Source organism: Paenibacillus sp. p3-SID867 (assembly GCF_025142895.1).
In the GTDB taxonomy this organism is placed as follows: Bacteria; Bacillota; Bacilli; order Paenibacillales; family Paenibacillaceae; genus Paenibacillus_AQ.
In genome coordinates this window covers 1-12,845 of the sequence record NZ_JAMBDM010000005.1, presented here as the reverse complement: position 1 = coordinate 12,845, position 12,845 = coordinate 1, and the positions used below count along the sequence as shown (strand labels likewise).

Below are 12,845 nucleotides of genomic sequence, written 5' to 3'. Positions count from 1 at the left end.
CATGGCCGATACAAAAAGAAAACCGTGCCCCTCGTCGGGGAATTCACGGTTAATGTTTTACGTTCTCGTTATGCCACTGACCTATTCAAGCTCCAGCACATCATAGATCAGCCATTTGCCTTCGGTTTTCTTGAGCCAGTAGAGGGAGGTCGAATGGATGATTTCACCGCCGGCATCATCGGTTTCTTCAGCGTAGACGACGGCGTCTTCCCCTTGGAAGAAGACCGTTCGGAGCTCAACTGATTTAAGGTTGAAATTCACCTCATCGAAGATGCCTTCCGCAATGCTGGTTCGGAACATCTCGTGGAAGGCCGATTCCGGATGAATAACCGACATGAGCAGCGGACCATTCTCATCATTGAAGCCCTTGGACTGGGTGTCAATGGTCGCCACGATGGCTTTTTGTTCCGCTTCCGGCACTTCCGGATGAGCTTCCAGCAGCTCATCTCCGACTAGATATTCCGTCTCGTAATGGCTCAGATCATAGATTTTCCATGCCCCCGACGCATCCTTCTTCAAGAGATTCTCGTAATGGAGCGTAGCATCCCAAGCAAAAGGCCCGCTGGTGCGGTCGAGGGTCACACTCGTGTAGGCATGGATCGACGTTCCGGCTACCGTTACTTCCCATACGTCAGCGGATACATGCAGATCGTTCTTGAATTGGTTCTGATAATTTTCTTGGATTTCTGCAAAAACAGGAGATTTGGGATGGAATGCGCTCATGACAGCATCCAGTTTCTTGGCATTACCAGCTTCTTCAATCGTATGATAAAGCTTCTTCACCTCGTCGGTGGCTTTGTCGATTGCACCCTCCCGGTCGATCTTGATGGTACGTGACTTGGAGTCCCACTTCACGGGCAGTCCGGTGGCTTCCGCTACGAAACGAAGGGGAACCAGCGTGTTGCCGCTTTGCGTGAATGGGGCGATCTGAAGCGTGGTTTTTGCGCCATTGACATAAGCGGTCTTCTGCCCGATGGTCATCTGCAGCTTCTGATCGAGGAATGTACCCGTCACCTGTTTATTTCCGCTGTTCCAATTGACTTTATAATCCAGGGCCTGAAACAGAGGGCGGAACTGCACGAAGGTAACTCCATTCTTCATAATAGGGGCTGCCTGAAATTTGATTTCCTGGTTATCGAGGTAGACTCGGATATTCCCTTGATTCTTTGCCGGAGCGGCTTGCGTCGCGCTGGCGAACAGGAACAGGAAAGCGATCGCCAGTAGGCTGATTTTTTTCTTCAATTGGCTGTCATCTCCTTCAACGAATGATAGAATAGAGGGGTAATTGTGGTAATCGTACATGATAAAACCAATGCTAGCAATAGATTTCTTCGTGAGTAATAAGGGGTAGAGCAACGTGGCGGCGGCTTGCCGGTTCGAATTGAAAAAAGGCGGTAAGCACGAAGCCCATATGGGTAATACATAATAAGGATCAGGCCGGGTCACCGGAACATTCATTAGACAAAGGAGTGGATCACATGACAGCAGGACAGGAACTGATATTTTACATAGGAACCTACGGTTCAGAGGAAGAGAATCGCATTCATTGGGGGGCGATGGATCGGGGGACAGGCGAGCTTCGTCTCTTAGGCGGTACGGCTGGTATTGAAAACCCTACCTATCTGGATTTCGATGATTCCATCTCCGTACTGTATGCAGCCAGCGAGAAGGGCGAAAGCGATGTGTCGGCTTATTCAGCCAATCTGGTAACCGGTGAATTAACGCTGCTGAATGTTCAGTCTACCGGCTCATCCGGTGCGTGTCATGTATCCCGGGTATCGGACGGGAAGTATCTGCTTACGACAGGGTACAGCGATGGACATATATCGGTGCTGGCATTAGAAGAAGACGGGCAGATCGGAGAGCTGGTCTCCAAGATCAAGCACAGCGGACGCGGTCTTCGCGATGACCGTCAATCGGAAGCGCATCCGCATTCGATATTTGAAGACCCCGTCAACAAGTATATCGTGGTCAGTGACCTGGGCATGGATGATGTGAACCTGTATCGGCTGGAGGAAGGCAAGCTGGTCACCCACCGCGAGATCAGTCTTCCGCCAGGCTCGGGCCCAAGGCATGTGTCCTTTCATCCATCAGGCAAGTGGGTGTATGGCACGAACGAGCTGAACAGCACGGTAACGGCTTACGCAAACGACGGGACATTTGGGGATTTGAAAATATTACAGCATATATCGACGCTGCCAGAGGATGTAGTGTTGGATAACAACACATCGGCCCACCTGCTGGTATCTCCTTGCGGCCGTTATCTGTACGCCTCCAACCGGGGCCATGACAGCATCGTTCAATATGTGATCGACCAGGAGACCGGTACGCTCCGCGCAGTTAACTGGGTGTCTTCCGGCGGTAAAACGCCGCGCCACTTCAATATACTTCCGGGCGGTTTTCTGCTGACGGCGAATCAGGACAATGGTTTGATCGCAAGTTATCGGATCGATCCGGACACGGGTAACCTGGTCTCTACGGGTTATACACTAGAAGTTACGCGCCCGGTATGTATCTGTCCTGTAGAGAAGGCAAAGGCGAATAAACGTTAACTTATATAAAGTAGAAGCAGCCCGAAGACCCGGAAATGGGACTTGAGCTGCTTCTTTTTTGGTGTTCTTCGCCCGTAGCAATGAACAAGGAGCACGGTGTTCAACCTCCGCAAAGAGAGGAAACAGGCTAAGGGCAAGGCCATAGGAAATCATAAGAACTCATAGGAATTCATAGGAATTCATTGGTTTAAAGATTCATTCGATGAATAATTAATGCGCAAAGATATGATTGCCGATCTGCAGCACTTGCGGTCTGGACCAGATCCATTTGCTGGTCGCTGTTTTGGGATTGAAATAATAAAGGGATTCATAAGTCGGATCCCAGCCGCGAACGGCATCCAATGCGGCCAGATAGGCGGTCCGGTTCGGGGGGAGCCAGTATTGTCCATCGTCTACGGCTGTAAAGGCCCCTTTTTGAAAGACGACGCCCCGAATATCATTCGGAAATTCGCTGGATTGAATGCGGTTCATGACAACAGCCCCGACGGCAACTTGTCCTTTGTAAGGCTCACCGCGGGCTTCACTGTAAATGACTCTGGCCATGACATCCATTTCGGATTGATTTAACGTATATTTTTTCAGCTGTCTCCAGGTTTGCGCGCCGGTAACTCCATCGGCTGGCACACCGTATTCTTTTTGGAAACGGGTAACAGCTGTTTTCGTGTTTGCGCCATATTTGCCATCCAGCGGCTGCGTGTAGAAGTCCAGCGTTTTCAGGCGATATTGAAGTTCCCAGACATCCCCGTTTTCACTGCCCGGCTTTAACAGCGGAGCTGCCTCCGTCGTTTGGGCGAATGCAGGCATGAACAGAAGAATACTTAGGAAAAGAGCAGAAATTATTTTCCTAGTTGGCTTTCTTATGGTGATCATCTCCTTTGGGGTTGAATTATAAGGATGGAAGCGGGTTCATACAACCCTCAGTAAATGGAAAACCGCGCAGTGACTGCGTTCGCGGGCCAAAAATGGTTCTATGGACCGGGGGGTCCCATACTTGTAATTATTTGAAAAAAAGGTTTGACAGCAGAGGATGGACTTATTACAATAGCAACATAACATACTAAACAGGTAGGAATTATAATATTTCGTTCTCACCGTATCGACGGAGGAACGCTCAAGGATCAAGAGCAGGCACGGTAGCAAACCGGCTTGACTCTGTTCTGATGAGCCTTCCTCCGTCTTTTTTTGCCATACGGCCTGTTTAGTAGAGAATACCAGGGGGAGTGATCCATATGAAAAAGGTGTTGAAGCAAGGGGTTCTCATCGGATTAACCATGATGTTGACGGCGGCGCTTACGGCTTGCGGTGCAGAGAAAACAGAGACAGTCGCAACCGCCAATGGAGAAGCGCCTGCTTCGGGTTCAAGCAAGCCGAGCGTGGAACTTCTCAATGTTTCTTACGATCCGACCCGCGAGTTATATGACCAGTACAATAAAGCATTCGCGGCGCATTGGGAGAAAGAACAAGGCCAGAAGGTAACATTTAAGCAATCGCACGGGGGTTCAGGCAAGCAAAGCCGTTCGGTAATCGACGGTTTGGAGGCGGATGTGGTGACACTGGCCCTCGGATACGATATCGATGCAATCCGTCAGGCCGGATTGATCAATGAGGGCTGGGAGAGCAAGTTCGAGCATAACAGTGCGCCTTACACCTCGACGATCGTTTTCCTCGTCCGCAAAGGCAACCCGAAAGGCATTAAGGATTGGCCGGATCTGATCAAGGAGGGGGTAGAGGTTATCACACCGAACCCGCAGACCTCTGGCGGCGCACGGTGGAACTACCTGGCGGCATGGGGCTATGCACTCAAGGTTAACCATAACGATGAAGCGAAGGCACAGGAATTCGTGAAAGAGCTGTTCACCCACGTGCCGGTGCTGGACAGCGGCGCACGTGGTGCAACAACCACTTTTGTAGAACGTGGAATCGGGGATGTGCTGCTGGCTTGGGAGAATGAAGCGTATCTCTCGATTAACGAGCTGGGACCGGACAAATTCGAAATCGTGAACCCGTCGGTCAGCATTTTGGCGGAACCGCCGGTGGCCGTCGTGGATAAGAACGTCGACAAGCGAGGGACCCGTGAGGTAGCGGAAGCGTACCTGCAATATCTATACAGTGAAGAGGGACAGACGATTGCGGCGGAGAATTACTACCGTCCGACGCTTGCCAGCGTGGCTGACAAGTACAAGGAGAAATTCCCGGCCATCGAATTGTTTACGCTCAAGGATGTGTTTGGAACATGGGAAGAGACGCAAACGAAGCATTTCAATGACGGCGGCATCTTTAATCAGATTTACGTGCCAGGCAGCTGATCGGCATAACCGCCGAAGGCAGGAAAGGATGAGTGGATATGGCTGTACTCCGCGTACAGAAGCAAGGCAGAAATCATCGCAGGGTGCTCCCTGGTTTTGGAATCGGCATGGGACTGACCGTCCTTTATATGAGTTTGGTTGTGCTCGTCCCGCTGTCCGCGCTGCTGCTCAATCAAACCGGACTAACCTGGGAGAAGTTCTGGTCGGTTGCAACCGATCCGAGGGTGCTGGCCTCCTACCGGGTGAGTCTGACGACAGCGGCGCTGGCCGCATTCGCGGATACGATATTGGGACTGCTGCTGGCTTGGGTGCTGGTGCGGTATGATTTCCCCGGTAAAAAATTGTGGGATGCGCTGATCGATTTGCCTTTCGCCCTGCCAACGGCCGTGGCGGGGGTGGCTTTAACCGCGATCTATTCCGCTAATGGCTGGATCGGATCGCTGCTGGAGCCGCTAGGGATCAAGGCGGCATTCTCTCCCTTAGGCATTACGCTTGCTCTTATGTTCATCGGCATACCGTTTGTTGTGCGGACGGTACAGCCGGTGCTGGAGGACGCGGAGCGGGATACGGAAGAGGCGGCTGCCACGCTGGGGGCAGGCCGATGGCGAACGTTTAGCACCATCATTCTGCCAACCCTGATTCCTCCGCTGTTGACCGGATTTGCGCTCGCTTTTGCCCGGGGGATCGGAGAATACGGCTCCGTGGTTTTCATATCGGGGAATATGCCGATGAAGACGGAGATTGCGCCGCTGCTGATCATGACAAAGTTGGAGCAATTTGATTACGCCGGCGCGACGGCGGTTGCCTTAATATTGCTGCTCATCTCTTTTGCACTGCTGCTCGGCATCAATATCTTACAACATTGGTCGCGGAAAACCGCGCGTTAAGGAGGGGATACCATGGCTGGAACTGTACCTGCTGCTGTTTCTGCAGCGAGACGAAACACGCCGTCCTCTCCGGCTGCAGCGGAGAAGCCGTGGGTGAAATGGACATTCATAAGTTTGGCTGGGCTTGTTCTGTTGTGGCTTATTGTGCTGCCTCTGATTACGGTGATGACCGAAGCGCTGAAGAAGGGATGGGACGTCTATATAGCAGCCTTATCCGATCCAGATGCCCTATCCGCGCTTCAGCTGACTTTACTGGTAGCGGCCATTACGGTACCGCTGAATTCGATGTTCGGTGTCATCGCGGCATGGACCATAACGAAGTTCCGTTTTAAAGGCAAAAATCTGTTGATTACGCTGCTCGATCTGCCGTTTGCGGTATCGCCGGTCATCGGAGGCTTAATCTTTGTGCTGATCTTCGGTCGGCAGGGATGGTTTGGCCCTTGGCTTGAAAGCCATGATATCAAGATTATCTTTGCCGTGCCCGGCATTGTTCTGGCTACATTATTTGTCACGTTTCCCTTTGTGGTCAAGGAATTGATCCCGCTGATGGAAGATCAAGGGACGAAGGAAGAGGAAGCGGCCGTAACGCTGGGCGCCAAGGGCTGGCAAATATTCTGGAGGGTTACCCTGCCTAATATCAAGTGGGGGCTATTGTACGGCATCATTCTGTGCAACGCCAGAGCCATGGGCGAGTTTGGGGCCGTGTCCGTTGTATCCGGTCATATCCGCGGTGAGACGAATACGCTGCCCCTTCACGTCGAAATTTTGTACAACGAGTATCAGTTTTCGGCATCGTTTGCGGTGGCCTCATTATTGTTGTTATTAGCCGTCGTAACCCTGCTGCTGAAAAATTGGTTTACGCGAAAAAATGACCATTGACAGTCGTTTCCAACCCATGCTAATGTTAATTCATACTATGTAGGTTGGAAAAGAATGAATAATGAGCGCTGCAGGCAGATGGCCACTTCGACTTGTGGGGATGAGTAAATAGATTGGGGCTTTGCCCGGTGAGGAGGCGTATCCATGGCTAAACCTTTAAAAGTGGATGAAATGTGGCTCGAACGCATAGCAAGCCTGCTGAACGACATGGAATTCGGTTCGCTGCAAATTGTAGTGCATGAGGGTCAGATCGTTCAGATGGAACGAACGGAGCGCAAGCGTTTCGAGAATACGGCCTCCGGAGCGGTCAAGACGTCCCGGGCATCCGGCCAACAACGAAGAACGAGCGCAAGATGATCCCGCGAGGTTGTCGAGTATTGAGATAAGAACTTCCATCGATGCCATGAAGTGCACCTTATCCAGTAGACTTTGGGAAAAACACCCTAGAGTGTTAGCGATGAATTCTAAGGGAGTGCGCTTCAGCATTCATGCGGAAGTTCTTTTCTTTTTTGTAGGAACAAGGAATGCGGTATGGAAGAGCGTGATATCGGATAATATGTGCCTGCCCCATAGGATTGCGAAAATAAAAAAACAGCCCGGCCGATGAATTTCGGCACGGGTTGTTTTTCGTAATACTCATGTCGCTGTTGTCTTATCTGGACCGCAGAGGACTGCTGCTAATCTCCGGTTCACTAAAATTTGCCGTTTCACTAAGAGGGTCGTGATCTCCCGCAGGATGAAGAAATTGTTCCATTAGCTCAGGGTGTCCGGCATAGGGCCGCTCACGCCGCTGGCGAGTGGCCGTAACCCGGAAACCCGCCAGATACAGCAAGCACTGGGTAGCCAAAACGTAAGGTGAGGCCTCGTTCCAGATCAGATTAAATAGGGCTGAAGCTACAATCAGCAGATGCAGCACGGTATAGATAATGCCATGCGTTCTTCTTCTGGAGTCCATCAACAATCGGTAGAAAGAAATCGTGGCAATCATGTTGGAGAGCCATAGACACCATACCTCGGGGTTTGTCCAGGCAGAGGATTGCCGTAGTTCTTGAACGAGAATCGTCGTCCATAGGATTGCAGCACCTAGTGAAAGGGCAGGTATTGCAGGTTTCAAGAGGAGCCATAATCCCATACCCCAACCTGGTTTCTCGAGCCGTCCAACCAGCTCGTCGCGCTCCTTCATAAGCCTGTTGATCTCGCGGTCCAGCAGCTTGTGAAGAGTTGTCAATCTGGATTCATCACGATCGCTTAGAAAGGTATCAATCTGTTCGTGGAGCTCCCGAGTCAACAGGTCAGCGGATTTGCATTCCTGCAGAAGCCGGATAAGCAGATCCTCGGGGACGGCCGTTCGGGTCGGTCGATTGATAAGGGTCCCCAGAGGCCCGGCCAGTCTGGTGTAAATCGTCAAGGACTGACGAATGCGGGCGAGTGAATCCTTGCGTGCACCCAATAGCCGGGATGCACTGTATATGTACAGGCCCGTAAATACCGCAGTGGCAAGAAGCACAGCCACAAGCGTGTCGAGTGAGCCAAAGATATCATTCATCCATTCCGTAAGGGACAAGCGGATCCCTCCTTCAATATTCTACCTTTCACTATTGCACAACAAGGGAGGGATTTCAAGCTGATTCGGTAACAGGCAGCTATGGAGAGCATAGGGTGTTGCGTATAACGTTACGTCATATCCTATAGTCACCTTAGGAGGGATTGAAGTGAAACGAAAAAAAAGATGGGTAATCTTGGGTAGTATTCTCATTGCGATACTAGCTATACTGACGGTAATCGGCTTCCTATTTAGAGATGACGGGTCGTTAAGCGGTTTTGTTACAGAGGATGGGCAGAAGGAATATGCGGCAGCTTATGGTGAGGCGATGAGTCACTTACCAGAACCGGTTGAATCGATTAAGGTTCATACCGATTTTGGCATGGTACAGCTCTACAAGTTCCAGGGGGGCGATACACCGCATAAAACACCCCTGCTGCTGCTTCCCGGTAAAGGATCTGCTACACCGATGTGGAAGGCCAATCTAAGCGGCTTTCTAGAACACAGGCCTGTATACACCCTTGATTTGATAGGAGAGCCGGGTTTAAGCACAGAAACCAGACGGATTGAAACCGCTGCGGACCAAGCAGCATGGTTAGCGCAAGTGCTGGATCAGCTGCCGGAATCAGAGATCCACCTATTAGGGCTTTCGTTCGGCGGGTGGAGTGCGGCGAATGTGGCGCTCAAGCATCCTGAGAAGATTCACTCGCTCATATTGCTGGACCCTGTCTATGTGTTTGGCCCCATTCCATTGAAAATGATACTGGTGTCCATTCCGGCGTCCGTGCCCATGGTGCCCAAACCGATCCGGGAGAAAATGCTCAGCTATATATCCGGCGGGGCTGAAGTTGATGACAGCGACCCGACCGCCAAATTAATCGAAACCGGTATGCGGACATTCAAGAGCAAGCTGCCTATGCCGGAAGCCATCAAGCCGGAACGATTAGCTGAGCTGACGATGCCGGTGCTCGGTATTTTAGCTGGACAATCGACGATGCACCATGCTGATAAGTCGTATCAAACGGGGAAGGATTCTCTGAAAGACCCTAATAGCGAGATGGTCGTATTTGATGATGCCTCGCACGCAATTAACGGGGAATACCCTGAAGAGTTACTGGAAACAATAGAAGCTTTTTTAGCGAAAATCGAGTAAGGGACGGGAAGGGATGGGTTCATGGGAAAAAAATATTCCGTAAAAGAACTCAGTCAATTGTCGGGAATAACTCCGCGAACCATTCAGTATTACGATAATGAAGGGATTCTTAGGGCGGAGCGAGATGAGCTGGGGCATAGAGTATATTATGATAAACAGCTGTATGTACTTGAACAGATTATGTTCTATAGAGCCATCGGTTTCTCTTTAAAAAAGATCAAAGAACAATTGATCGTGGGCACCGAGGAGCAGGATATCGAGAACATTCTAGATTACCAGGCATCAGTCCTCTATTCACAGAAAGAGAGTATCCAAGCCAAGCTTGACGGATTGCATGTCGCTAAGGAAATGATGAAAGAAGGTTACACCGTACCCTGGGAGCTGTTAGCCCATCTCATGCGTTCATTGAATGAGGTCGATATGTCGGCTTGGAAAGAATACGAATTTTCGGAGGAAGACTCGCGACTATTTCGAACAGTATTTAACTCTGAGCAGGCGGCATTGGATTTTTACAACACGTTCAGAAAAATATCGTTGCAAGCTGCAGCTTATAAGGCCTCAAACGTTCCCATCGAGTCCCGTTTAGCCAGAACCTTAGCCGAAGAATGGCAACGGATGGTTCAACGTGTGACACATGGCGACGAACGGATTCATGCTGCCTTCTTAGCAGTCGATCGAAATCGGGATCGATGGAACGCTGGAGAGCGTCAGCTTGTAATGGAAGCAGAACAATATTTGCAGGACGTCTTGAAGCACTACACTGATCTTGAATGAGCTGCAAGCTGCGCGGGTGCTGCTTCCTATGCAGGAAGCTTAATCGCATTCTTTTGTTTATATGATTCTATGTTTACATGCCTGATCGGTTTTTCTATCGGTAAACAATGTTTCCTCAAGGGAACATAAGGGGCCGAGCCGCATATAGTATATGAATAAGACATCGAAGAGAAGGAGGGGCCGGGGGATGGAAGTGCAGGTGAAAAAAGCGCCGCTTCAACGCGCGAAATTGACGGTCGGTTATGTACTGCTTCTCATGTTGACGGTTTGAAAGCAATCAGGCTTTTTACCCGATGGAGAGGAGAAGTTCTTTCATCTAAAAATATAAAGATGGCGCCAGAGGAAAACACCCTCTTGAAACGCCATCTTTTTTATTCCTATTATGAAATAATCGCGATGTTATCGATCGGAGTCATGCAATGCTTTCCAGTATCTATAGTCGTGAATGGCGAACCCGGAGAACGAAGGGTGCTTCTCCGCTTTGATACATAACTTGGATAATTGTTCCTCCATATAGGACGTGCCTTCCTCAAAAAAGGTAATGTAAGCTCCCTCATTACTCGATTTGGTCTCTACGGCAATCAGGGCTTCCTTGCCGAGCTCATCGGCTTCCTTAAGCTCGGCAGCAGCGACTTTATAAATGGTATCTGCCTGATCACGATAGGCCATAATGACGACCTGGTCGAACTGCTGGATCATCCACCGGCTGATTGACATCGACTGGTCCGGCAGCTGGTAGCCGTGCAGCCAGAATGTCACGTCGGAACCGATAGGCAGATTCAGCTTCCGCGCTTCATCAACCAGATAACGGACGCTCGCCTGCCATTGCTTTACCACGGTGGCCTGGTTTGTTTTCCACTCGGGCAGCACATGCGGCTCGATATCGACATGAATGCCGGTGAAGCGCTCATTCGGTGCAGCGGAAGCCTGATATTCAGCGGTCCATTGAATGAACGTCTCCAATCGGTGACGCTCCGTTTCAAGCGCCCAGTTAGGCGCGCCGCCAAGGACATGAACCGCGATCCCCTGTTTGCCCGCTTGGCGGATAAAGCTGCGGTAATATTCGGGCCGAACATCGCGGTTCATCTGCAGATAGAGCACATTGACTCCTTGATTGGCGGCAAAATCAAGAATGTCGTCAGCCGAATCTTGAATCTGCGGCGTATCCCAGAACCAGGTTGCCTTCTGGCGGGGTTCGGCCGTAGCGGCATCAGGCTGAAGGGACAAGCTGCTTAGCAGCAGCAGACTGCCTGCGAGACAGAGGGCCAGCCAGCGGACGTATTTTTTTTTCATAATATGGATAATCTCCTTTACAATACGATTAGCTCATAGGAAAACGACAAATTCCAACAAACACACAACATTAGTATTGCGATTTAAGTCATTATTCAAGATATATATATTCGTAAATATGCACTTATGTACTCTATCGGCGAAAGTGATATTGTGATGCATAGGTCTAAAGATCTATTATTTTGAGGAAAAATGAACGAGTGGAGTTTGAAGAGGTCTGCATGGGGATAAGTAAATAGGAGGTGTGACAGCCCGGAACGGCTATAGACGGCACCAGGTGTTTATAATACTACTTAAGATTCAAGAAGAGCCATTCATCACCAGGGGTGATGTAGTATAATTTCTAAGCGAAGGAGCGATGAACATGAAGGTAGCATTAATTGGAGCAAGCGGAACGATCGGAAGACGAATTACGGAGGAAGCGCTGCGACGGGGGCACGAAGTTACTGCGATTTTGCGTAATCCGGATCGATTGGATGCAGAGCATGAGCGATTAAAGAAAGTCAAATCGGATGTAATGGATCCTTCATCATTAGAAGAGGCGATTCAAGGGCATGATGCTGTCATTAGCGCTTTCGGCCCGAAGTTCGGCCGGGAAGAGGAACTCGTTGCAGCCGCACGCACGATTATGGAGGGAACGAGACGTGGCGGCGTAACCCGCCTGTTGATCGTTGGCGGCGCAGGCAGCCTGATCGCCGATAGCGGCGTACCGCTTATGGAAACCCCGGAATTTCCGGAAGAGATCAGACCGCTTGCCCGTGCGCACGCGGATGCTTACGATCTTTATAAGGAAAGCGATCTGGAATGGACGTATGTCAGTCCGGCGGCGATCATTGAGCCGGGGAAACGTACCGGACAGTTCCGGATCGGCATGGATCGCCTGGTGACGGACGAGAGCGGAAGCAGCCGAATCTCGGTTGAAGATTTCGCGGTAGCGGTGATCGATGAGCTGGATGATCCGCAGTTTATTCAGTCCCGTTTTACCGTTGCTTATTAATAGACAGGCATCCTGAGTCGCCAATGCGTTTGCGTAGGATATATCGAAGCAAAGGGGAGAGCTTGGATGTATGTTGTGACGTCTGGACAGATGAGGGCACTCGACAACCATACGATTCATCAAATCGGCATTCCGGCCATAGCTCTGATGGAGAATGCAGGTAAGGCGATTGCCGAGGAAGTCCTGAAGCTGTGTCTGGAGCGTGATAGAGTGAGCCGTTCTCATTACGGAGCCGCTGCTGGGACAGCAGGAAAGGCTCGGTCCTTCATGTATGAGGACGGGCGGGGTGAACAGCGGCTATCCTTACCGGAGCAATCGGCAGCGGCGGAGGCTCTTATCGCCGGGGATGACCTGGCTCTGGAGATGAGCCGTCCGTCGCCTGTCATCGACGGAGATGCTCGATTGCCCACCGCGCTTGCGGCGCAGGAGCACTGGCTCATTCTGGTGGGCAAGGGCAATAA

At 50.7% G+C, this 12,845-nt stretch carries 12 protein-coding genes and 1 pseudogene; 9 read left to right on the top strand and 4 right to left on the bottom strand.

The window, feature by feature from the left end:
* Positions 1–81: 81 nt before the first annotated feature.
* Positions 82–1,242, bottom strand: coding sequence for a copper amine oxidase N-terminal domain-containing protein (locus M4D81_RS11815; protein WP_260066431.1), 1,161 nt, complete (start codon positions 1,240–1,242; stop codon positions 82–84).
* A 236-nt stretch (positions 1,243–1,478) separates the two neighbouring features.
* Between M4D81_RS11815 and M4D81_RS11810 the strand changes: the two genes are divergently transcribed.
* Entirely contained in the window at positions 1,479–2,552 is a 1,074-nt protein-coding gene (locus M4D81_RS11810) for a lactonase family protein (RefSeq protein WP_260066429.1), read from the top strand.
* A 210-nt stretch (positions 2,553–2,762) separates the two neighbouring features.
* Here M4D81_RS11810 and sleB read toward each other — a convergent pair whose 3' ends face one another.
* Positions 2,763–3,422, bottom strand: coding sequence for a spore cortex-lytic enzyme (gene sleB, locus M4D81_RS11805; protein ID WP_071222149.1), 660 nt, complete (start codon positions 3,420–3,422; stop codon positions 2,763–2,765).
* A gap of 359 nt (positions 3,423–3,781) precedes the next feature.
* Here sleB and M4D81_RS11800 point away from each other — a divergent pair, with 359 nt between their 5' ends.
* The 4 genes from M4D81_RS11800 to M4D81_RS11785 all read left to right on the top strand — a co-directional run bounded on the left by M4D81_RS11800 (position 3,782) and on the right by M4D81_RS11785 (position 6,981).
* Complete coding sequence (locus M4D81_RS11800; RefSeq protein ID WP_071222147.1) at positions 3,782–4,858, top strand: sulfate ABC transporter substrate-binding protein; 1,077 nt, start codon at positions 3,782–3,784, stop codon at positions 4,856–4,858.
* A 38-nt stretch (positions 4,859–4,896) separates the two neighbouring features.
* A complete protein-coding gene (gene cysT, locus M4D81_RS11795) occupies positions 4,897–5,745 on the top strand; it encodes a sulfate ABC transporter permease subunit CysT (RefSeq protein WP_260066425.1) in 849 nt (282 codons plus the stop codon).
* A 12-nt stretch (positions 5,746–5,757) separates the two neighbouring features.
* The gene (gene cysW, locus M4D81_RS11790; RefSeq protein WP_260066423.1) at positions 5,758–6,624 is read left to right on the top strand and encodes a sulfate ABC transporter permease subunit CysW; all 867 of its coding nucleotides are present in this window, start codon (positions 5,758–5,760) and stop codon (positions 6,622–6,624) included.
* A 144-nt stretch (positions 6,625–6,768) separates the two neighbouring features.
* Positions 6,769–6,981: a YezD family protein gene (locus M4D81_RS11785; RefSeq protein WP_071222142.1), complete on the top strand. Its 213-nt coding sequence runs from the start codon at positions 6,769–6,771 to the stop codon at positions 6,979–6,981.
* Positions 6,982–7,276: 295 nt separating this feature from the next.
* Here M4D81_RS11785 and M4D81_RS11780 read toward each other — a convergent pair whose 3' ends face one another.
* Positions 7,277–8,188, bottom strand: coding sequence for a hypothetical protein (locus M4D81_RS11780; RefSeq protein WP_071222141.1), 912 nt, complete (start codon positions 8,186–8,188; stop codon positions 7,277–7,279).
* Between the two features lie 148 nt (positions 8,189–8,336).
* On the opposite strand from M4D81_RS11780, the gene M4D81_RS11775 reads away from it, so the two are divergent.
* The gene (locus M4D81_RS11775; protein WP_260066420.1) at positions 8,337–9,320 is read left to right on the top strand and encodes an alpha/beta fold hydrolase; all 984 of its coding nucleotides are present in this window, start codon (positions 8,337–8,339) and stop codon (positions 9,318–9,320) included.
* Positions 9,321–9,341: 21 nt separating this feature from the next.
* Positions 9,342–10,094, top strand: a complete 753-nt coding sequence (locus M4D81_RS11770; protein ID WP_260066419.1) for a MerR family transcriptional regulator — start codon at positions 9,342–9,344, stop codon at positions 10,092–10,094.
* Positions 10,095–10,493: 399 nt separating this feature from the next.
* Here M4D81_RS11770 and M4D81_RS11765 read toward each other — a convergent pair whose 3' ends face one another.
* Positions 10,494–11,387 carry a hypothetical protein gene (locus tag M4D81_RS11765; protein ID WP_260066418.1) on the bottom strand — a complete coding sequence of 298 codons (894 nt, stop codon included), beginning with the start codon at positions 11,385–11,387 and terminating at the stop codon, positions 10,494–10,496.
* Positions 11,388–11,751: 364 nt separating this feature from the next.
* On the opposite strand from M4D81_RS11765, the gene M4D81_RS11760 reads away from it, so the two are divergent.
* Together M4D81_RS11760 and M4D81_RS11755 are read left to right on the top strand one after the other, a co-directional pair.
* Complete coding sequence (locus M4D81_RS11760) at positions 11,752–12,384, top strand: NAD(P)-dependent oxidoreductase (RefSeq protein ID WP_071222135.1); 633 nt, start codon at positions 11,752–11,754, stop codon at positions 12,382–12,384.
* 66 nt (positions 12,385–12,450) lie between these two features.
* Positions 12,451–12,845: pseudogene (locus tag M4D81_RS11755) on the top strand (bifunctional ADP-dependent NAD(P)H-hydrate dehydratase/NAD(P)H-hydrate epimerase); the annotation flags it as partial.

Coding starts and splice junctions, on each gene's coding strand:
- sleB (WP_071222149.1), bottom strand. CDS start 3,422: ATGATCACCATAAGAAAGCCAACTAGGAAAATAATTTCTGCTCTTTTC.
- M4D81_RS11760 (WP_071222135.1), top strand. CDS start 11,752: ATGAAGGTAGCATTAATTGGAGCAAGCGGAACGATCGGAAGACGAATT.
- M4D81_RS11770 (WP_260066419.1), top strand. CDS start 9,342: ATGGGAAAAAAATATTCCGTAAAAGAACTCAGTCAATTGTCGGGAATA.
- M4D81_RS11765 (WP_260066418.1), bottom strand. CDS start 11,387: ATGAAAAAAAAATACGTCCGCTGGCTGGCCCTCTGTCTCGCAGGCAGT.
- M4D81_RS11785 (WP_071222142.1), top strand. CDS start 6,769: ATGGCTAAACCTTTAAAAGTGGATGAAATGTGGCTCGAACGCATAGCA.
- cysT (WP_260066425.1), top strand. CDS start 4,897: ATGGCTGTACTCCGCGTACAGAAGCAAGGCAGAAATCATCGCAGGGTG.
- M4D81_RS11800 (WP_071222147.1), top strand. CDS start 3,782: ATGAAAAAGGTGTTGAAGCAAGGGGTTCTCATCGGATTAACCATGATG.
- cysW (WP_260066423.1), top strand. CDS start 5,758: ATGGCTGGAACTGTACCTGCTGCTGTTTCTGCAGCGAGACGAAACACG.
- M4D81_RS11810 (WP_260066429.1), top strand. CDS start 1,479: ATGACAGCAGGACAGGAACTGATATTTTACATAGGAACCTACGGTTCA.